Origin of the sequence: Paenibacillus shirakamiensis (assembly GCF_017874255.1) — a bacterium.
GTDB classification, from domain to species: Bacteria; Bacillota; Bacilli; order Paenibacillales; family Paenibacillaceae; genus Fontibacillus; species Fontibacillus shirakamiensis.
The window spans coordinates 172373-193719 of the sequence record NZ_JAGGLD010000004.1; the positions used below are offsets into that span (position 1 = coordinate 172373).

13 protein-coding genes and 1 riboswitch are annotated in these 21347 nt (G+C 43.7%); of the genes, 5 read left to right on the top strand and 8 right to left on the bottom strand.

Going from position 1 to position 21347, the window contains the following annotated elements:
• Window positions 1-196: 196 nt before the first annotated feature.
• On the top strand, window positions 197-2362 hold the full coding sequence (locus J2Z69_RS12715; protein WP_209863101.1) for a putative bifunctional diguanylate cyclase/phosphodiesterase: 2166 nt from the start codon (window positions 197-199) through the stop codon (window positions 2360-2362).
• A gap of 96 nt (window positions 2363-2458) precedes the next feature.
• On the opposite strand, the gene J2Z69_RS12720 is transcribed toward J2Z69_RS12715, so the two are convergent.
• Complete coding sequence (locus J2Z69_RS12720) at window positions 2459-3841, bottom strand: esterase-like activity of phytase family protein (RefSeq protein WP_209863103.1); 1383 nt, start codon at window positions 3839-3841, stop codon at window positions 2459-2461.
• A 235-nt stretch (window positions 3842-4076) separates the two neighbouring features.
• Between J2Z69_RS12720 and J2Z69_RS12725 the strand changes: the two genes are divergently transcribed.
• Together J2Z69_RS12725 and J2Z69_RS12730 are read left to right on the top strand one after the other, a co-directional pair.
• Complete coding sequence (locus tag J2Z69_RS12725; RefSeq protein ID WP_209863105.1) at window positions 4077-4670, top strand: nitroreductase family protein; 594 nt, start codon at window positions 4077-4079, stop codon at window positions 4668-4670.
• 398 nt (window positions 4671-5068) lie between these two features.
• A riboswitch (purine riboswitch) is annotated at window positions 5069-5168 on the top strand.
• A 65-nt stretch (window positions 5169-5233) separates the two neighbouring features.
• A complete protein-coding gene (locus J2Z69_RS12730) occupies window positions 5234-6670 on the top strand; it encodes an NAD(P)/FAD-dependent oxidoreductase (RefSeq protein ID WP_209863108.1) in 1437 nt (478 codons plus the stop codon).
• 269 nt (window positions 6671-6939) lie between these two features.
• On the opposite strand, the gene J2Z69_RS12735 is transcribed toward J2Z69_RS12730, so the two are convergent.
• Window positions 6940-7494 (bottom strand): GrpB family protein, encoded by a 555-nt coding sequence (locus J2Z69_RS12735; RefSeq protein ID WP_209863110.1) that lies wholly within the window; start codon window positions 7492-7494, stop codon window positions 6940-6942.
• A 272-nt stretch (window positions 7495-7766) separates the two neighbouring features.
• On the opposite strand from J2Z69_RS12735, the gene J2Z69_RS12740 reads away from it, so the two are divergent.
• Window positions 7767-10742 (top strand): OmpL47-type beta-barrel domain-containing protein, encoded by a 2976-nt coding sequence (locus J2Z69_RS12740; RefSeq protein ID WP_209863113.1) that lies wholly within the window; start codon window positions 7767-7769, stop codon window positions 10740-10742.
• Window positions 10743-10828: 86 nt separating this feature from the next.
• On the opposite strand, the gene J2Z69_RS12745 is transcribed toward J2Z69_RS12740, so the two are convergent.
• Window positions 10829-12502, bottom strand: coding sequence for a glycoside hydrolase family 13 protein (locus J2Z69_RS12745; RefSeq protein ID WP_245339279.1), 1674 nt, complete (start codon window positions 12500-12502; stop codon window positions 10829-10831).
• Window positions 12503-12834: 332 nt separating this feature from the next.
• Here J2Z69_RS12745 and J2Z69_RS12750 point away from each other — a divergent pair, with 332 nt between their 5' ends.
• Window positions 12835-14226, top strand: coding sequence for an L-cystine transporter (locus J2Z69_RS12750; protein WP_209863116.1), 1392 nt, complete (start codon window positions 12835-12837; stop codon window positions 14224-14226).
• Between the two features lie 511 nt (window positions 14227-14737).
• Here the strand turns inward: J2Z69_RS12750 and J2Z69_RS12755 are convergent.
• The 5 genes from J2Z69_RS12755 to J2Z69_RS12775 all read right to left on the bottom strand — a co-directional run bounded on the left by J2Z69_RS12755 (window position 14738) and on the right by J2Z69_RS12775 (window position 21305).
• Entirely contained in the window at window positions 14738-17059 is a 2322-nt protein-coding gene (locus J2Z69_RS12755; protein ID WP_209863119.1) for a glycoside hydrolase family 65 protein, read from the bottom strand.
• A 29-nt stretch (window positions 17060-17088) separates the two neighbouring features.
• The gene (pgmB, locus tag J2Z69_RS12760) at window positions 17089-17739 is read right to left on the bottom strand and encodes a beta-phosphoglucomutase (RefSeq protein ID WP_209863122.1); all 651 of its coding nucleotides are present in this window, start codon (window positions 17737-17739) and stop codon (window positions 17089-17091) included.
• A gap of 97 nt (window positions 17740-17836) precedes the next feature.
• Window positions 17837-18871 carry a LacI family DNA-binding transcriptional regulator gene (locus J2Z69_RS12765; protein WP_209863125.1) on the bottom strand — a complete coding sequence of 345 codons (1035 nt, stop codon included), beginning with the start codon at window positions 18869-18871 and terminating at the stop codon, window positions 17837-17839.
• Window positions 18872-19038: 167 nt separating this feature from the next.
• Complete coding sequence (locus tag J2Z69_RS12770) at window positions 19039-19431, bottom strand: VOC family protein (RefSeq protein WP_342591593.1); 393 nt, start codon at window positions 19429-19431, stop codon at window positions 19039-19041.
• A gap of 125 nt (window positions 19432-19556) precedes the next feature.
• The gene (locus tag J2Z69_RS12775; protein WP_209863129.1) at window positions 19557-21305 is read right to left on the bottom strand and encodes an alpha-glycosidase; all 1749 of its coding nucleotides are present in this window, start codon (window positions 21303-21305) and stop codon (window positions 19557-19559) included.
• Window positions 21306-21347: the final 42 nt, after the last annotated feature.

Genomic DNA, 21347 nt, shown 5'->3' on the forward strand with positions numbered 1-21347 from the left:
AGCTCGTTTTTTTGATCTTTTTATCCATCGTTCATTGCAGGAAATTACAAAAGATATGTCGAAGCTGTACATACCTAATTCGCTCAGCCATGACTAGAGCTATCTCTAGAGCCATGGCAGCACCCTCTCTCAAGACTAGACAACGGGACGATAGAATAGATCGACAGAATTGCGCCAAAAGGAGGAACTTAAGCTAATGAATTGGGTTGTCGGCTCCTTCATTTTTATTTGTGTAGGTCTGCTTGGATTCCTGTGGACCTCATATAGACTTTATCAGTACAAAAGACGTTTGCATGATAGTGAAGAACGATATCATACGGCTTCATACGGCTCTGACATTATTATTTGGAATATGGATATTGCTAAGGAGAAGTATTATATATCAGATCCTTGGTATGCGCTCATGGGTTATGTGCGTGGTGAATTCAAAGGGCAACTTCAATCTTGGAGAAGTCTAATTCATCCAGAGGATCGTCTGAGCGCCGAAGTAGCTAGAGCTGCCCACATGACAGGCAATCAGGCTATATATCGTGCGGAATATCGGATGCGAAAGAAGGACGGGGAGTATTTATGGTTCGAAGTCAGGGGTAAAGCCATCCGAGATAAATATGGAACACCCCTTCGCATGGCAGGCTCCATTATGGATATTACAGCTAGTAGAGAGAAAGCCGTCTTACTTCAATTAAGTCACGATGAGATGAAACGCAAAGAAGAATATCATAATTTAGTGCTTGGTGTGTCCAATGACGGAGTCTGGGAGCTAAATATAGAGGATCGACGCATCTATTTATCTCCACGACTTCAAGATATGCTAGGCTACGAATCATTACATTACATAGATACTGATAGTTTAACAAAGTATATTCACCCTGATGATGAAGAAGCCATTAGAACAGCAGCGCAGCAGTATTTCACGAATTCCAGTGAATATTTTCAATGTGAATATCGGATGAGAAAGGCTGGGGGGAAATATACCTGGTTCTTAGCTAGAGGTCGTGGCATTTTTGATGAGAATGGTAAAGCCACGCGTATGGCGGGCTCCAATACCGACATTGATGAGCTAAAGAAGGTTCAAGAACAGTTACAGTTACTGGCCTATAACGATACGCTAAGTGGTCTTCCTAATCGCCTCTATATGTTGGAAGAGTTGGATCGCTTCTTCAGGCAGCCTGAAGGCGGAATTGCCGTGTTCTTTATTGATATGGATAATTTCAAATTCATTAATGATACGCTGGGCCACAAATCAGGAGATCAGCTGATCAGGCTGGTGAGCCAACGGCTGTCTACTTATTTGCCCCATGAAGGAATGTTGTTCCGTTGGGGTGGAGATGAATTTGTCTACTTATTAAAGATGACTTCGTGTGATAATGCCAAAAATATTGCAGAGCATATTATTCGCCAATTCAAACAACCGATACTCTTGAACGAAAATCAGCTTCATGTCTCCGTGAGTATTGGTATTGCCACCTATCCTGAAGATGGAAATAGCGCAGAGGAACTGCTAAAGAACGCAGATCTGGCTATGTATCGTTCCAAGCGTGCGGGAAAAGGCATTTATACCCTATATGACCGTTCTATGCATGAAGACTTAACTCAGCGAATGCTGATGGACAAACATTTAAGGACTGCATTAGATCAAGATGAATTCAGTCTGTACTATCAACCGCAACTCAGTTTTGAGACGGGTCAGATTGTTGGATTTGAAGCCTTGCTTCGCTGGTCAAGTCCTGAGCTTGGCAACGTCCCACCAAATCTGTTCGTTCCCGTAGCTGAAGACAATCGTCTAATTATCTCGATTGGTGAATGGGTGATGATTACGGCTTGTGCTTTTATGAAAGATCTCCATAATAAGGGCTACACAGAGTGCCGTATTTCTGTGAATATCTCCGTCATTCAGATGGCGCAGGATGATTTTATTTCTACCGTGCTAGATATTCTAGAAGATACAGGGCTTGCTCCATCTTTCTTAGAGCTAGAAATCACAGAGTCTATTTTTATGGATTCTTATGAAATCATTATTTACAAGCTGGAAATCCTTCGATCCTTAGGTGTGAGAATTGCACTAGATGATTTCGGAACAGGTTATTCATCGCTGAGCTATTTGAAGCAGCTGCCGATTTCAACTTTGAAGATTGATAAATCTTTCATTGATAATTTGCCGGATGAGTCGAAGAATCGCTCCCTCACGGAAGCCATCATTGTAATGGGTCACAAGCTGGGACTGGAGATTGTAGCCGAAGGGGTAGAGAGTTACAAGCAGCTTGCGTTCTTGAAAGAAAGCGGCTGTGATCACATTCAAGGGTACTTCCTCAGCCGACCGGTTGAAGAATCTCAGGTCCCTGTATTAATGGAGAAGTATTAAAAAGCCATCCAAGTGAATCGACGCAGTTTTAAGCAAAAAAGACAAGACCTTACTCAAGCCTGAAGGCGGAGGGTCTTGTCTTTTTTTTATGATATTTTATTTTAAGGTATAAGGGAGTTCAAATGTCCAAAGATCGGTACCATTCTCTTTGGAATCGGGACGATCTACTCCAAAATCATTATCATTGACGATGACAAGGGTATGTCCATTGACTAAGGAGATACCTTCGATTTTTTCATTCGGATACTTGAATTCAACCGCGTCGAGAATGGTCGTCTTTTGGGGACTAGTCACGCCGGCCTTAGATAGCTCGGCAGGAGATAACTGCTCCAGCGTCTTCCCAGCTTTGCTCGTATCGTCATACTGTCCTAGAATGTTGGTTGCTTTGGACAAGTCTGTAAGGTAGATTTTCTTCAGTTGTGCCTTATCTCCTGCGTTCTTATCACGCTCATCAATCAGAAGCATATTCTCATTAATGACATTGAGATCAGAGATGACAATATCGGATTGCTTCAAGTCTTTGTACGACTTCGCGTCCTCTGTCAAATAGACATATTCCGCTACGGGTTGCAGAGTAGCTAGATCGATTTTTAGGATACGTAGCGCACGTGAATTGTCCGTAGATTTATCCGGATTACGGAGTGGGCTCTGCATCGCAGTGAACAACCATTTGCCATCAGGCGTAATTCCTACAGCTTCTGCACCTCGATTTTGGCGACGGTTGAGGTAGGAAGCAGGTAAGTTCTCCTTTAAAGGAAGAGCACTAGTATTTAGTTCTGTACCAATGCCTTTAGGGGCTAGCCTTTGTAATAGGGTGCCATCCCGGCTGACTTGAACCAAATAAGGGCCATATTCATCGGAAATCCAAAATGTGTCGTCTTTAGGATTGTAAGCAAGTCCTTCTACGTCAAGCCCATAGATGTCATAGGAGATCACGTTCGCAGCCGCTTTATCATAAGGAATCTCATCTCTGGATTTGAGATTCGGTAGGCCTGTAATCAGTGAAGTGCCGGTCACTGCGTCGGTACCTTTGATTTTAAGTGGAATGGTCTGAAGGACTTTAATCTGTCCTTGGCTTAGTTCAATTTTGTAAATTGTAGGTGTATAGTTCGGCATAGGGAAGGTGCGGCGTGTAGTACCGTTGACATCGACTTCGCCATTTGGACCCCGATCTGCTGTCGTATAGAAGATATTATCTGCATCTCCGGGAATATGGGTTAAGGAAGAGCCAATGCCAAATTTGATGCCCGGCGCTAGATCAGGCTGATTCAGATTGTATTTTCCTGTGAGGGTAGGTTTGCTTGTCAAGGTTAAGCTCGACTGAGCTGCATCCCAACTTTCGTAGGCACTCGTGGTAGTGTTCTGGCCACTACTAGTTATGTATTGAATTTGAGCAGCAAAAGCAGACGTAGTTAAGACGGACATACTACCTAAGGATAATGCAGTTAGGGCGGTAATCAGACGTTTTTTATTGAACATGATAGGGAACCCCTCTCCAAAACTAAAATTGTAGTTTTCTACTCTTTTACTAGAGTCTAGCGTTAAATCATTAACGGGATATGTGGGGTAGATATGATTTATGTAAAAACGTTAAGGTAGCGTTAATGGATGCCATTGCAACGAAAAGATTGGGAAACGGTATCCCTAATTTGTTACAATAAAAGTATTCTAGGCTTGAAAAGTACTATTTATATAACTTGAGGAGGAACTATTCATGAATGTATCCGAAGCGATCCGCAGTAGAAGAAGTATTGGTAAAGTAAAGCAAGACGAGATTCCTCAAGCTACAATTGAGGCTATTTTAGAAGCGGGAATTTGGGCACCGAACCACCGTTTGACTCAGCCTTGGAGATTTTTTGTGCTACGGGGAGAGGGACGCAATGTTCTTGGAGAAGCTATGGCCGACATTGCACTGGAATCGATAGAGGACAAAAACTCAGAGGAAGCCGTGAAGGCGCGTGAAACTGCGCTGCAAAGACCGCTTCGTGCTCCTGTCATTATCACGGTTGCTGTATCTCCAAGTGACAAAACAGGCGTGGTTGAACTAGAAGAATACGGGGCTGTGTTCTCCGCTATTCAGAACATGCTGCTTGAAATTCATGCTCAAGGTCTAGGTGCAGTATGGAGAACAGGAGACCCTACGTATCACGCCAAGATGAATGAACATTTTGGACTTGCGCCACAAGATAAAGTGCTTGGATTTATTTATCTTGGTGTACCTGACATGGACAAAGAGCTTGTAGGCAAACGTACGGACGTTCAAGAGAAGACTATCTGGGTAGACCGTGCAGATCAGTTGAAAGGTTAGTCATCTCCTGAGAGACCATAAAATTCACAGTTATGCTTAATAGGTTAGAGGCTGAATAAGCGTTCAAGCAAGGGAATTTAACTGAAGCAAAGCACTATGGTGATCTGGCTGTATCCAAAGCTGGAGAAATCCAAAATATTTATGGATCAAGCGAAGCACATATTTTAAGCGGAACATATCTAGAAAAGCAGACCTATAGGGTCTGCTTTTTTGTTATTATACATAACATCTTTTTTATAAGTGTACTATGATAATGTTCGGAAATTATATATTATTTATATAATAAACATGAAAATAATATTAATATCTCCATAAACACGAACTATTAATATGAAAAATGTTGACACATTCGGAAATATTGTTTATGATTCTACATGTTCAAGTGATAAATAATGATGTGAATTATATATGTAACCGTTCGTATATCCTCAAAGAGATGGTTTGAGGGTCTCTACAAGGAACCCTATGTTCCTGGCTACGAACAGGATGCTATTTGGCATACCTGTTCTGAAGCCAGGAATTTTTTGTATTCAAGGCTACACCTTACACCTCAGGAGGATAAAATGAGTAAATATGACGTAATTGTAGTAGGGGCAGGCCCCGCTGGAATATTTGCCTGTTATGAATTGAGTCTGAAGGCTCCGCATTTGAAAGTGCTACTAGTAGATAAAGGTCATGATATCTATAAAAGACGTTGTCCTATCCTTGAGGAAAAGATTACGTTATGTCCACCTGCTGCTGGCAAAAAAGAATTTTCTGGCTGTCTACCCGCATGCTCCATTACAGCTGGATTCGGCGGTGCAGGTGCCTATAGTGATGGCAAATTCAATATTACAACCGAGTTTGGTGGATGGATGACGGATTATTTGGCGCCTTCGAAAGTCTTGGAATTGATTCAGTATGTAGATGGAATCAACTTGCATCATGGGGCGACTACAAACGTAACCGATCCGTTAACTTCTGCTATTCGTGATATTGAACAGCGGGGTTATGCTGCAGGACTGAAGCTGCTTCGCGCGCAGGTGCGTCATTTGGGAACAGAACAGAACTTAGAGATTCTCAAATCCATTTACGAATATTTGAAGACACGTGTCGATATGACGTTCAAAACAGAAGTAGAAGATATTATTACGACAAGAACGGAAGAAGGATATCGTATCGGTGGGATTACACTTAAAAATGGTGAAGTCCACGAAGCAGATGTCGTCATGATTGCACCAGGACGTGACGGTTCTGCATGGCTTACCGAAATTCTCAAGAAACGCCGCCTTAAGATGTACAATAATCAGGTAGATGTAGGTGTTCGGGTTGAGACTTCTGATGTAGTGATGCGGGAGATTAATGAACATTTATATGAGGGTAAGTTCATCTATAATACGTCGGTTGGAACGAAGGTGCGCACGTTCTGTAGCAATCCATCAGGACATGTAGTTGTGGAGAATCATAGCGGTGTGATGGCGGCCAATGGACACTCTTACAAAGATCCCGCACTAGGATCACAGAACACGAACTTTGCTCTGCTGGTATCGCACAAGTTCACAGAACCTTTTGATAAGCCAAATGAATATGCCCGTGAAATCTGCCAGCGAGCCAATGATCTTTCTAGCGGCGGGGTCATTGTTCAGAAGTATGGGGATATACTGCGCGGAAGACGTTCTACGCACAGCCGTATTGCTGAGGGATTTCTTGAGCCTACGCTTAGTGAGGCTGTACCTGGCGATTTAGGATTGGTGCTTCCGTATAATACAATGAAGAGTCTAATAGAAATGACACAAGCGCTGGAGAAAGTGACTCCGGGTATTGCTTCTGAACATACGCTATTCTATGGCGTCGAAGCGAAGTTTTACTCCGCTCGCCCGCTCTTGAAGCCTTCCTTTGAGACGGAAATTGCAGGTCTCTTCTGTGGTGGAGACGGTGCAGGAATTACGCGGGGGCTGGCTCAAGCGGGCGCGGCAGGAGTCTGGATTGCTAGAGGTATGATGGAGCGCGTAGGCTTGTAATTAGAGATAAGCGATGTTTGCCTTTTTGCCTAAATGTGTGTCATAGAGATTCGGTATGCTTGAGCATTCCAGCAGCAAGCAACCTATCTATTTTATCAAGCAGATGCTGAACTAATAATTAACAATTTTAACCACATTGTAAATCCCTTCAAGGCCCAGTACATCTGGAATCTTGAGGGGTTTTTTAGTGTTACTACCAGTCTACTCGTTAGGCTTGCTAGATAGACTTGCTTGATAGACTTGCTTGATAGGCTAAGTACAGTTCGATCTTATTCCTGCTTTTGGGCTAGCACTTGTTCAATGAACTGAGTTTTGGCTAAAGTATAGGCTTCTCGGTCATCTGCAAAGGTGGCCGCAAGTTGCAGCTTAAGTTCAGCATACTGCTCAGTCAGCTGGGGATTTGCCCGCAGTCTGTTACGGAACGTGAGCTGCTTCTCCCAACGCTCCTCTCCTTCTAGCATCAAGTGTAAATGCGCGATTCGCTGATCCTCGTGTACTTTAACAAAAAATCTTCGCCACTCGCGTTCATCTAGTTCCGGGGGGACGTAATGCCAATCGAAAGGAGCAAGTTGTTCTGAAATAGCTTCAATGTGTTCAAAAGAAGAAATCTGCGCCATAAGATCAATAATCGGTTTGGCAGGTAGACCACTTACGGAGGTACTTCCGATATGCTCGATACGAGTCATTCCAAATGGGGAAAGCAGCGGGGCAAGAGCCGCTTGTTCTATGCTGCCTTGAGTTAACCATGCGGGATTCGAAGGGGAAATGTGAACAGCCTCAACAGCCCATAGGGGCCAATTAGAGGGATGTGTGCTTTCTGCCATAACGTGGTCGCCTCATTTTCTTTGATATAGTGCTAGATTGCAGTCTTCTCTTTCATAAAATATGCTGCTGCTTATTATACGCAGTATACATTATAGACTGAAAATCTATCTATGTATCTCCTCTTTCAGGGTGCTCCGTGTATACGTTATTATTTCCATTTACAAACATTTAAAAAAATTTACAAAATACACTAACCATGGGTCAATTCATCGTATATGATAGGAATGATCTACCAATATTTCATAGATTGAATAGGAGGAATGAATAACGTATGAGAAGTCGCTGGGGAACTAAATTTGCAGGGTGGGCACTTGCCGGATTACTTCTAGCTGGTGGACAAGCAGGTCTTGGATTAGGGGCACTTCCTGTTAGTGCCGAGGAACTTAACCCTGCAACCGCAGTCGCCGTTCAAACAGCGGATGTAAATGCAGCAGCTCTGCCGAATGGACAGGGCAAAAAAGTATTGTTTGATAACACCCATGCACAGACCGCTGGAGCCGCGGATTGGGTCATTGACGGAGCTTTTTCTGATTTTGCTAATGGGCTAAAAGCAGTTGGATTCACTGTAGATGATCTTCAGCGTACAGCACCTTATACCTTTGGTGAACAAGCAGTAACATATGATAAGCTCAAAAATTATGATGTTTTTGTGATTGCAGAAGCGAATATTCCTTTCAAAGTATCAGAGCAGCAAGCTCTACTTGAGTATGTACAGCATGGCGGCGGTGTATATTTCATTGCAGATCATTATAATGCCGACCGTAATAAGAATCGCTGGGATTCCTCAGAAGTATTCAATGGCTATCGCCGCGGAGCTTGGGAGAACCCAGCTAAAGGCATGTCTACAGAAGAAGCAGCTTCCCCTGCGATGCAGAATGTAGCTAGTTCCGACTGGTTGGCCGACAATTTCGGTATTCGGTTCCGTTATAATGCACTCGGCGATATTAATGCTTCGGATGTGGTAGCTTCTAACCAAACTTTTGGCATTACAGCAGGTGTAAGCTCGGTAGCTGTTCATGCCGGTTCGACACTAGCTATATTAGATCCCAACAAAGCCAAGGGGCTAGTGTATGTACCTACCTCTGCGCCAGCTTGGGCCAATGCAGTAGATAGTGGCGTGTACAACGGCGGTGGAAGAGCTGAAGGACCATTTGCAGCTATTTCCAAAGTGGGTCTAGGGAAGGCTGCATTTATTGGAGATTCTTCTCCTGTAGAAGATGCGACGCCTAAGTACCTCCGTGAAGATAACGGCAAATCAAAGACGACCTATGACGGCTTCAAGGAAGTGAATGATAGCACGTTCCTGGTTCAGACTGTAGAGTGGTTAGCGAATAAAGAAAGCTACAGTTCCCTGAACCAAGTCTCGGGACTTGTGCTAGATACGCCAACAGCGCTTCTTCCTATGGAAGTTCCTGCAAATTCAACAGAACCTAAGCCAGAACCTTGGGCAGCACCGGATGCAGGCTACAAATGGTATGATCCCACTACGTTCAAACCTGGTTCTTATGGGGCGGCTACAAAAGTGCCCGATGCCAAGCCTGTATATGCATTTGTGAAGCAAAAACAGCTTCCTTCTGCGCAGGAGTTCCAAATTCGTCTCACGGCGGATAATCTGAATCCGGGTCAGACTGTGACTGATCTGAAAATAGGGATTTATTTAGCTGGTGGCGATCAAATTGCTCGGTTCAAAAATGCAGACGGTACATGGTCTGATTATGGTTACAGTCCTTCGGTAAGCTTAACCGCTAATGCTTCAGGTCATGCGGCAAAAGATTGGACTGTGCAACTAAAGCCGAACTCTACAGGTTCTGCATCCCTTCGTCTTAAGCAGGGGAGCAACAATGTATCTACAGAGACCGTAACGATTGCGAATGTACCCGCAGAACCCCTGCCAGCAGATCACCCTCCGGTTCCTGCGGCAACTTCTGTAGCCTCAGCACGACAAGTGGCAGATGGTACTGTAGTTACAGTGGAAGGCGTAATCACAAGTGAACCGGGTGTTTTTGGAGGCCAAGCTTTTTACCTTCAAGATGAGTCGGCTGGGGTCTATGTATATCAGAACATCACAGGTTATCACGTAGGGGATCGCGTGTCAGTTAGTGCATCCAAGACTACCTATAACGGTGAGGTGGAGCTTGAGAATCCGGTTTTTTTTGAGAAAAAAGGGACTTCGGAACTTCCGGCTTGGAGCATTCAACCTGTTCTAAGTGAGACGAATCAAGGTCAACGGGTTACCCTGCAAAACTTGAGTATCCAGAACTTCGTGACAGCTGCACCTGCGGGTTCGTTTGAATTCGATGCGGTGGCAAAGGATGGCGGTTCTACACATGTGCGTGTAGATGGTAGAACTGGCGTGAATGCGGCGGATTTCCAAGCGAAGTATCCGTCAGGATCTTGGATTCATGTATCCGGAGTCTCTTCCGCTTACAAAAGTGGATACCAATTAAAGCTGCTCTCAGCAGATCAAGTCCAACTGTCAGATACTGCAGCTCCAGTTACGACGGTTACTTCAGATGGACAGACCGGGGCGGGCGTGTACAATCGTGGTCCTGTGTCTATTACATTTGCAGCGACAGATGAAGGTTCAGGCGTGGCTCGTACGGAATACCGTGTGAATGGGGGAGCATGGACCGAAGCATCAGGCGCGCTGACGCTTCGTGCCGAAGGAACGCATATCGTCGATTATCGTTCAATTGATCAAGCCGGAAATATCGAGGCAACACAGACGCTGACTGTAGGAATTGATACTGAGGGTCCCCAAGTTGCGTTAACGGGTTCCGCTACATTTTATCAGACCGATGCTGCGCTTCCTGCCGTCTCTATTAAAGATATAGGTAGCGGTGCGAAGCAAGTATCTTATACATTCGATGGCAAAAAGATTACATCACTCACAGATATTACGCCGTATAAAGTGGCGCTAGGAAGTCATACGCTAGCGGTAACCGCTGTGGATGGTGTGGGCAATAGCACAACGAATTCATTTGCGCTTAAGAATGCTATAGACGTAGACCACTTGGATGAGCTAGTCACCTTGGGTCAGACAGAGCAGTGGATTACGAAGCCAAGTGAAGTGACAACTTTGCAGGCCAAAGTAACGTTGGTACAGAATGCAAAGAACAAAGCGGAGCGGGTCATTTATCTAGCTGCGTTTGGAGCTGAAGTAGCTGCACAGACGGGCAAGAGCATTAAGCCTGCGTTCTCTGCTTTAGTTGTTGTCGATTTGGCTAGCATTTCCAAACAAATGTAATTCATAAGATCAAAAAGAAATGCCACCTTATCCGTCTGGATAAAGGGGCATTTCTTTATTTTTGAAGCGAAGCAAACTCAGATATACTACTGAATCCGATAAATTCGGGCTTCATAAGGACGGAGGAGGTTCATCTCTCTTCCTTCTGTTGGATAGTTGCTGAGAATGACTTCTTTGCCGCCGAGGTCTATACCTAGTTCATCGGGAATCTCTACAGAATCAGCGAAAAAGTTCAATAGTACAGCCCATTGTTCTCCCTCAAGTGTTCTCGTATAGGCATAAATGCTGTCATGATAGGGTAATAGGAGCTCGTAATCACCATACACCATGATTGGTGATTTTTTTCGTAAGGCAATCAGTTGTTTGTAGTAGCTCAACACAGAATTCGGATCTTGCAACGCAAGTTCAGCATTAATCTCTTTGTAGTTCGGATTGACCTCAATCCAAGGAGTGCCTTCTGTGAAGCCACCGTTAGGTGTACCGTCCCACTGCATGGGTGTACGTGCATTATCACGGCCTTTGACATGAATAGCTTCCAAAATCGCTGCATGATCGGCTCCGCCCTCGACGACTTTCTCTTGATACATATTCAGAATCTCAATATCTTTATATTGATCTAAGGAGGTAAAAGTCACATTCGTCATGCCGAGTTCTTCGCCTTGATAGATATACGGAGTTCCTTTCAAAGTATGCAGTAGCGTAGCAAGCATTTTGGCCGATTCCAGACGATATTCTCCGTCATTCCCAAACCTAGATACCATACGTGGCTGATCATGGTTATTCAAATATAGACTATTCCAACCTTCTTCGGCTAAGCCCACTTGCCATTTATGAAGGATGCTTCTTAGATCTTCCAGCGTCCAAGGAGCTAGATCCCATTTTCCACCCGGACCGGAGCCGATATCCATATGCTCGAACTGGAACACCATTTGTAGTTCGTGACGATCTTCACCCGTATATTTCTTAGCTTGCTCTACAGTAGCGCCTGGCATTTCACCAACTGTAATGACGTCATAGTGGGAGAGAACTTCATGATTCATTTCTTGAAGATATTCATGGATTCTTGGCCCATTCATGAAATAGTCTCCACCCCAAGCGAGCTTTTCTGTCCCGGCCGAAGGAAGTCCATCTGCCTTAGAAATGAAGTTAATGACGTCCATTCGGAAGCCATCTACCCCTTTATCCAGCCAAAATCTCATCATGTCGTAAATGGCATGGCGAAGTTTCGGGTTCTCCCAGTTCAAGTCAGGTTGTTTTTTGGAGAAAATATGAAGATAATATTCCCCTGTAGCTTCATCGAACTGCCAAGCGGGTCCGCTAAAAGCAGAGGACCAGTTATTGGGAGGTGTATTTTCTTCATTACTGGTTCTCCAAATATAGTAATCCCTATATTCATTATCTTTAGATTTACGTGATTCTAAGAACCAGGCGTGTTCGTCTGAGGAGTGATTGACCACAAGGTCCATCATCAGTTTGATGCCTCTAGCATGAAGTCCCTCAAGTAGGTTCTCCCAATCAGCAAGAGTGCCAAATTCATCCATAATATCTTCATAATTGCTTATATCATACCCATTATCATCATTCGGTGATTTATAGACGGGAGATAACCAGAGAACGGTAATGCCTAAATCTTGAAGATAATCAAGTTTGGAGATGATACCGGGAAGATCTCCAATGCCGTCTCCATTACTATCTTTGAAACTACGTGGATAGATTTGATAGACTACAGCTTCTTTCCAAAATGCTTTTGTTATAGCCATATGGATATCCCCTTTGCGCAGTGAAATATGGAGTATTTTCTTCAAAAATAATCATCATGATTAAGCTTGGTTAAACGTTTACTGTCTCATTAATTCTAGCAATATTCATTTATCTATGTCAAGAATACGAGAAGAAAAGTAAGGGATAAGCGTGAATCAATTTAATTGTGGGTAATATAAAAGGCGAAGTAATTCCAAGCTAAATAATTAATCCTACCCATTTAGTCTACATTGTGATACTATACATTAAGCCAATTATTCCGATTAGGAATTCAATTATGGATTCGAAATCGAAGAATAGAACATAATACACATCATAGGGGGTTACAAAAATGACGACGCTGTGGGTTATACTTAACGTAGTTATTATGGCTCTTCTCATCGGATTATTAATATGGATGCAGAAGAAGCATGTTTCATTTACGAAGCGAGTTTTTACAGGGCTTGGACTGGGAATCATCTTTGGTGTCATCCTTCAGTTAGTATCCGGGCCTGATTCTAAAGTGGTAACCCAATCCACGGATTGGTTCAATATTGTCGGTAACGGATATGTAGGACTACTTCAAATGATTGTCATCCCGCTCATTATGGTGTCCATCATTTCGGCAATTATGAATCTGAAAGGAAGCCGTAACTTAGGTAAGATTAGTGCTTCCATTATCGCTGTGCTCATGATTACAACAGCTATTGCTGCGAGTGTAAGTATCGTGACTAGCTTAAGTTTTAATCTCAAAGCCATTGAGATTCAAAGCGGAGACAAAGAGAAGCAACAAGGCGCGAAGCTTGAAGAGCGTCTCGGTTCCGTACAGGATATGACCATTCCACAGCAGATTTTGGAGTTCATTCCGACGAATCCTTTTGAAGATATGACTGGGGCTCGCCGTTCATCAACACTGGCTGTAGTTATTTTCTCAGCTTTTATTGGGATCGCAGTCCTTGGATTAGATAAAAAGAAACCTGAACAGGCAGATATGTTCCGCAAAATTGTAGATTCTGTCTACGCCGTTGTTATGCGAATTGTGACTCTGGTGCTACGTCTTACTCCATTTGGGATTCTGGCCTTGATGACCAATACCATAGCCACGACCGACGCCGGTTCCATTGTAAAACTGATTAAATTCGTAGGAGCGTCTTATGTAGCACTCATCGTGATGTTCATCATCCATCTGATCCTACTTGCTCTGTTCGGCTACAATCCGATTCAATATGTACGCAAAGTGTTCCCTACACTGGTATTCGCCTTTACTTCCCGTTCTAGTGCGGCGACCATCCCTCTTAATGTAGAGACGCAAGTGAAGAAGCTTGGTGTGCCTTCAGGAATTGCTAACCTTGCAGCTTCCTTCGGGGCTACTATTGGACAAAATGGTTGTGCCGGTATTTATCCGGCTATGTTGGCAGTTATGATTGCTCCTACTGTCGGAATTGATCCAATGAGTTGGGATTTCATCTTGACCCTCATTCTTGTGGTGACCATCAGTTCCTTCGGTGTGGCGGGCGTAGGCGGCGGAGCGACATTCGCTTCCTTGATCGTGTTGTCCACCATGAACATGCCAGTAGCCTTGGCAGGACTTCTTATCTCGGTTGAACCTTTGATCGATATGGGTCGTACTACCCTCAATGTTAATGATTCCATCACGGCCGGAGTCATTACAGGCAAGATCTTAGGGGAAAACAACAAAGAAGTGTTCGATAGTAACGTTGATCTCGATGTAGCACACGCTTAAATATTATGGAGTTCAACCCCATTTTATAAGCTAACCCTAACACCCTTATTCTAATACGCTTCAATTGCGGAATTAGAATAGGGGTGTTTTTTATGTATGATTTATTTGTTGTGGATTATTAAAAACAAGGCACAAGTAAACTTTGAACTCATTTTCTGAATCTCCGCCTAGGCTGTATGTATATGAACTTGAGTTAGGGACCCCTCAAAAATGAGCAGCAGCATATTTTCTAAAATAAGAACTGAATGATGCCTACAACAATGAGCATGAAAATAAAAAATATAATGAAATTAAACATTAATTTAATCAATGATTACCCTCCTTAAGCTTTACTATTATTAACATATATTATTTCGTAATGAACTCTTAATTCACTACAATATTGTTGCTGGCGCAGCAAAAAGGCAGGATTCAGTCCAGCCTCCCAATCCAGCTGCTTGAACCCTGCTTTGAGTAATCATGCTAATCTTTATGAGATTTCATTCCGCCGTAGCGTAAGACATTAAGATATCTAAAGTGTGTTCACCGATTCGCTTTCCACTTGAATCATGCCTAGACTGCCCACGCTATAATCGCGATTATGAATACGAATCGCCGCAGGAATTTCTGTCTCATTGAATACCGTCACGCTTTGCTCCGATACATGTACTTTCAACCGAGCACCGCGGAACATCACTTTGAAGGAAAATGATGTCCAGCGACCCGGGATAAATGGCTTCAAAATCAGTTCATCGTTCTGAACACGCAGTCCGCCAAATCCGTGAACGACTGACATCCATGTGCCTGCCATACTCGTCGTGTGACAGCCATCTTCCGTATCGTTGTTGTAGTTATCCAAATCTAGACGTGAAGTACGTAAATACATCTCATAAGCCTTCTCTTGATAACCTAGCTCACATGCCAAAATTGAGTGGAGGCAAGGAGACAAGGAGGATTCATGAACCGTTAGCGGCTCATAGAAATCAAAGTTGCGGCGTTTGGTCTCAAGATCGTAGCGATCACCCAGGAAGTAGAGCCCTTGAATGACATCTCCCTGCTTAATAAAGCATGAACGGAGAATTCGATCCCAAGACCAGTTCTGGTTAATCGGGAGATTACCCGGTTTGAGGTCTTTAACCTGAATAATCTCTTTGTCCAAAAAGCCATCCTGTTGTAAGAAGATACCGAGTTCTTTGTCCTCGGGATAGTACATTTTAGTGATGATATCCTTCCACTTCGCTGTCTCTTCTGTAGTAAGTTTTAGTTTATCCAGCAATTCCTCATAGCGATGCGGTTCGTTAGTCTCAAGGTAGTCCAAGGCTTCTAATGTGTATTCAAGTGTCCACATCGCAATGCGATTGGTGTACCAGTTGTTATTCACATTGTTCTCGTATTCATTGGGTCCAGTGACCCCGAGCATTACGTATTTGTCCTTCAGAGGAGCATAATTCACGCGTTCTTCCCAGAACCTTGAAATCTCCGCAAGTACTTCAAGTCCGTATTGACCTAAATAGGATTTGTCACCGGTATAATTCACATAATTATAGATAGCATAAGCAATCGCACCATTTCTATGGATCTCTTCAAAGGTAATTTCCCACTCATTGTGGCATTCTTCCCCATTCATCGTTACCATCGGGTACAATGCACCTTTGCTGAATCCTAGCTTACGTGCATTTTCCTTGGCTTTCTCCAGGTGTTTGTAGCGATAGATGAGCAAATTCCGGGCGATGGAAGAGTCCGCCGTACTGAGGTAGAAAGGTACACAATAAGCTTCGGTATCCCAATAGGTGCTGCCGCCGTATTTTTCACCCGTGAAGCCTTTAGGCCCAATATTAAGGCGATCATCCTCACCACTATAGGTCTGATTCAATTGAAAAATATTAAAGCGAATCGCTTGCTGTGCCGCCACGTCTCCCTCAATAATGATGTCACTTTCTTTCCATTTGTCTGCCCATGCTGCCGCTTGTTCAGAGAGAAGCACATCAAAACCGGCTGTCGTCGCTTTATTCAGGGACTTCGTTGCAGCTTCCACAAGCTGGCCTAATCCGTAATTGCGTGATGTAACGTTAGCAACATATTTATAGAGGACAATCTCATCATTTGGTGCTGCTGCTATGGTAATGTCATTTGCTACGTATTTTTCTTTTTCAGAAGTGGAGGGAGTAAATTCTAGCTTTTGGCCGTTTTTGACAATATCGTAGGTCATGACCGAAGTTATATGAAAATCTAATTTCTTCGTCTTGAGCGTCAGGTTCGCTGTACAAAGTCCTACTTCTTTGCTGACTTCATTCCAGAATTTCTCCTCATAATTCGAATCCTTATTTTTAACATCTCCATCTAGGTAAGGCGTGAGCCGAATAGGTGCGGAGAAGTTCAGCGGGGTAATAGCGTAGCGAATCGCCCCAATCTCGTGACGAGCAATACTTACGAAACGGGTGGAGGCAATTTTAAGCTGCTTGCCATCAGCCATTTTGACCACAGCAGTACGCGCCAAATATCCTTCTTTCATATTCAATTCCCGGCGGAATTCCGTTACACTGCATGCGGCCAAGTCGAGAGGGCTACCGTTAACGTGAACATCAATTCCGATCCAGTTGGTACTATTGAGTACTTTGGCAAAATAATCTGGATAGCCATTTTTCCACCAGCCTACACGGGTCTTATCCGGGTAATACACGCCAGCCATGTAGCTTCCTTGCAGAGATGGACCGCTGTACTTTTCCTCGAAATTGGCACGCTGCCCTATATATCCATTGCCGATACTAAATACACTTTCGGAAATCTCTTGGTGTATGGCATCAAAAGATTCTTCGATAATAGACCATTCATCAAGTTTCAAATACTGTTTCACAATAACCGACTCCTTCGCTAGCGCTTTATTTACAATTGCTGTAGCCGCTCGGTAGACATCTCTGCCAAGGAAGAAACGACTATAGTAGCATGCCCTAAATTCTGGGCTGATCCGATTCCAACACTACGCATACCCGCACGGGTAGCCGCCTCAATACCTGCTTCAGCATCTTCGAATACGACACATTGATCTGGCAAGGTATCAAGGGCCTTTGCTCCAAGGAGAAATACCTCAGGATTAGGCTTAGCCTGACTCGTATGTGTTCCATCTATAATGGCATCGAAGTACGGGGTAAGACCCGTATTGTTCAGGATAATCATCGCATTTTTGCTTGCCGAGCCTAGTGCAACTTTGATTCCTTGCGCTCGGCAGGCTTGAAGGAATTCAAGTGCACCGGGAAGGATTTCAGAAGCACCCATAGTAGAAATGGAATCTACATACCATCTGTTCTTGCGCTCAGCTAGTTCAAGCTTACGCTGATCATCAAGCTCTATACCGCCGATCCCGAGCAAAATATCTAGGGATGCCGCGCGCGATACACCTTTCAACTTCTCATTATCTTTCAAGGTGAATTCAAATCCAAGCTCCTCAGCCAGCCGTTGCCAAGCAAGATAATGATATTTGGCTGTATCCACAAGGACACCATCTAAATCGAATAAGCATGCATGAATAGGGGACATTGAAATACCTCCGTTATAGTTTGCGCAAACGTTTGTACAACAAGCGAAAAATAAATGAAGCAGCGATGCTTCAGTTTATTTTGTGTCTCGTTTCTTATCACCTTTTAGGCAGTGACAGCATAGAGGATTCGCGGATCATCAAACGATGCGGAATAATCTGACGTGTCTGATATATCGTGTCTCCATTGTTCTGGATATTCTGAATAAGTAATTGCGAAGCGGTATATCCCAATTGGTAGATGCCAATATCAATACTGCTTATTGGGGGTGAAGATAGTTCTGCCATTGTAATGTTATTGAAGCTAACCAGACAGACATCATCAGGTACTTTAAAGTTCAGTTCATGTAATCCACGCAGAATGCCGAATGATACCATATCATCTACGACGACTAGTGCAGTAGGGCGGTTAGGAAGACTCATGATAAAAGACATCGCACGATATCCACTATCTTGTACAAATTCCCCTTCTACAATCCACTCTTGCCGCATTTCCAAATTGGCGTCTGCCAAAGCATTCTGATATCCTTTGAGGCGGTCTTGAGACACCGTCAAATTAGGAGGTCCGCTGACGAATCCGATACGTTCATGGCCCATAGTAATTAGATGCTTAGTAGCATCATAAGAAGCCTGAACGTTATCTGTGTCCACGGATAATACGTCATCGTAATCTTCACTTCGACCAATCACGACAAAAGGATAATCATTCTGATGCAGAAATTCGATAACTGGGTCATCTTTACGTGAATACAGGAGAATGGCGCCATCTACACGGCGGCCTTTGAGCAGCCTAGCCACAGCTTCTACTTCTTCCTTTTCATTGGCACCTGAACTGATAAGTACGTCAAATCCTGAGCGGTTGGCCTGCGTAACAATACCACGAATCAACTCCATAAAGAACAAGTTAGAGAACAATTCTTCCGCTGGCTTCGGTAGAATGATGCATATGCTCTCGGTCGTCTTCGACACCAGGCTTTTGGCCATAATATTCGGATGATAGCCGAGCTGCTCCATAATCTCTTTCACTTTATGAGAAGTTTGTGCGCTGATTCGAGGGTGATTGGACAGTACCCGAGATACGGTGGATGGTGATACTCCAGCCTTTTTGGCGACATCCTTAATGGTTACAGCCATGGGTACCTCCTCTATGGAACCGGTTGCTTTTTTACAATGTAATCTTAATCTAAAGGATGGGGAATGTAAATAGAATAGCCCTTAAGATAACCTAGGTTATACGACATTCGTATACCTCATTTGATCTCATGAATTTACTGCAAATTATGTATAAAAGTGGATCATTATCATGGAGCAACAATTTCCACCTTTATGCGGTCGGGGTCCTCAAAAAAGACAGCGTAATGCTCTGACCCTCCTGCATATGGATATTGATCGTGATAGAGCAGCTGGACTCCGCGTTCTTTAATCTGGCTTGTGAGTTGGTCCACATGTTGCTGAGAAGAGGCATAGAATGCGAGATGATTTAAGCCCACACGAGAACGATGATAGGGGATATCTAGAAATCTTGCTTCCGTTTGAACAAAGACAAGGTAGGTTGGCCCCAGCTTCCAGCTCCGTCCATCTTCCCAAGATTGATAAGGTTCGTATCCTAATTCTTCTAATAGCCATCCCCAAAAATCTGTACTTTTTCTGAGATTAGAGACGTATAGTTCAACATGGTGTAACAAGCTGTTCACCTCTTCTGAAATGTCATATGCCAAAGTATCAATTATTGAGTCATTGCAGAGCATTCGTCTAGCGTACTACCATGCCATTCCCAGATCATTGGGGGGTGTGAAATGAGAAAAAACAGGCACTTCGTTTATTGCACTATAGCCGTAAGAATAGCATATCCATAGGCTGGAAGCCGAACAGCCAGTTTGCCCTGCTTAGCTATCCATTTCTCACCCGTAAAGTTATCTTTCCACTGTTTTTCTTCTACGTTTACTTCCAGTGTCTGAATGATGTTGTCATTATTGGCAAAGATCAGCACGGTCTCTTCGTCCAGTTGACGATGAAAGACGAGCTTAGTGCTTCCTTCTTCGGCAGATAGAAAATGAAGTGTGCCTGTACGTAGAGCTGGCAACTCACTGCGAATACGAATGAGCTGTTGATAGAAGGAGAAGAGATCTCGATCCTGTTGATCCGCATCCCATACCATGCATTTTCTGCAATCAGGGTCTGCACCCCCATCCATTCCGAATTCATCTCCATAATAAATGCAAGGAGAACCTGTATAGGTGAACATCAGAACTTCCGCCAGCTTAAATTTATCTTTATTTCCTTCACATAAAGTGAGTAGGCGCGGCGTATCATGACTATCTAGCAAATTGAACGCAACTTCGCTAGCTTGGCGAGGGTAGCGCGACAATTGCAGACCGATAGCACTTGCATACTGACTAGCATCCGAGATCCGCTCCACAATGAAATCGGTAATAGCATTGGTGAGAGGATAATTCATTACAGCATCGAATTGATCTCCTTCCAACCAAGGTGAAGCTTCGTTCCAGATTTCTCCTAGGATGAAGGCGTCTGGATTCGCTGTCTTGACGACTTTCCGGAATTCTCGCCAGAAATAGTGATCCACTTCATTCGCTACATCTAACCGCCAACCATCAATTCCAATTTCTTTAATCCAGTATTCGGCCACACCTAGAAGATACTCACGTACTTCAGGATTCTCCGTATTGAGCTTGGGCATATGAGGCTCAAAGGCAAAGGTATCATACGTAGGAATGCCATGCTCAACTTGAAGTGGTAGCTTCCGAATATGGAACCAGTCTTTGAATTTGGATTGATCTCCTTTTTCTTGGACATCTAGGAAGGGTGCAAACGTTGCACCCGCATGATTAAATACGGCATCCAGCAGTACTCGAATTCCGCGATCATGACATTTTTGGACAAGTTCTTTCATAGTGTCCGCATCACCGAACTGGGGGTCAATTTTCATGTAATCTTGAGTGTCGTATTTATGATTAGTCTGAGCTGCAAAGACCGGTGTAAAATAGATCGCGTTCACTCCAAGCTCAGTAAGATGATCAAGATGGTCAATGACACCTTGTAAATCGCCCCCAAAGTAATTATCTCTTGTTGGTGTACCGCCCCAAGGCTCTACCTGATCTGAACTTATGGAAGGATTCCCATTAGCAAAACGTTCGGGGAAGATTTGATAGAATACGGCTTCCTTTACCCAAGCTGGAGGCGTAAATACATCAATCGGATTGATGTATGGAAATTCGAATAGTCTTTCCGGATGAAGAGGTAGATCTTTGAGAATTTCATTTTCGGTCATCCATACTTTCTCTGAACCTTTGTGTAGTAGAAACCCGTATTTTAGGCGGCGAAAAGGAGGTTTAACCTCGCATTCCCAATAGTCAAATTGATGATCTGAAGACATGACATACATGGGTACTAATTCGACTGTGGTATCCCAAGCGTATTTATCGCCAGTCCAAGCATGAACCTCCGTTAAATCTCCCTTTTTAGCACGAAGCCGGAGGTGAATAGTTTCATGGTCATAGGCATACGCCCAGTTAAGTTTTGGGCGGTGGTAGATCGCTTCTAAATTCAAGTAAATTGCCTCCTAATTGGATGAAATATTAGAGCAAAAAAG

Excerpts from the sequence above, each read along its gene's own strand:
- J2Z69_RS12715 (WP_209863101.1), top strand. The coding sequence starts at position 197 with ATGAATTGGGTTGTCGGCTCCTTCATTTTTATTTGTGTAGGTCTGCTT.
- J2Z69_RS12720 (WP_209863103.1), bottom strand. The coding sequence starts at position 3,841 with ATGTTCAATAAAAAACGTCTGATTACCGCCCTAACTGCATTATCCTTA.
- J2Z69_RS12725 (WP_209863105.1), top strand. The coding sequence starts at position 4,077 with ATGAATGTATCCGAAGCGATCCGCAGTAGAAGAAGTATTGGTAAAGTA.
- J2Z69_RS12730 (WP_209863108.1), top strand. The coding sequence starts at position 5,234 with ATGAGTAAATATGACGTAATTGTAGTAGGGGCAGGCCCCGCTGGAATA.
- J2Z69_RS12735 (WP_209863110.1), bottom strand. The coding sequence starts at position 7,494 with ATGGCAGAAAGCACACATCCCTCTAATTGGCCCCTATGGGCTGTTGAG.
- J2Z69_RS12740 (WP_209863113.1), top strand. The coding sequence starts at position 7,767 with ATGAGAAGTCGCTGGGGAACTAAATTTGCAGGGTGGGCACTTGCCGGA.
- J2Z69_RS12745 (WP_245339279.1), bottom strand. The coding sequence starts at position 12,502 with ATGGCTATAACAAAAGCATTTTGGAAAGAAGCTGTAGTCTATCAAATC.
- J2Z69_RS12750 (WP_209863116.1), top strand. The coding sequence starts at position 12,835 with ATGACGACGCTGTGGGTTATACTTAACGTAGTTATTATGGCTCTTCTC.
- pgmB (WP_209863122.1), bottom strand. The coding sequence starts at position 17,739 with ATGTCCCCTATTCATGCATGCTTATTCGATTTAGATGGTGTCCTTGTG.
- J2Z69_RS12765 (WP_209863125.1), bottom strand. The coding sequence starts at position 18,871 with ATGGCTGTAACCATTAAGGATGTCGCCAAAAAGGCTGGAGTATCACCA.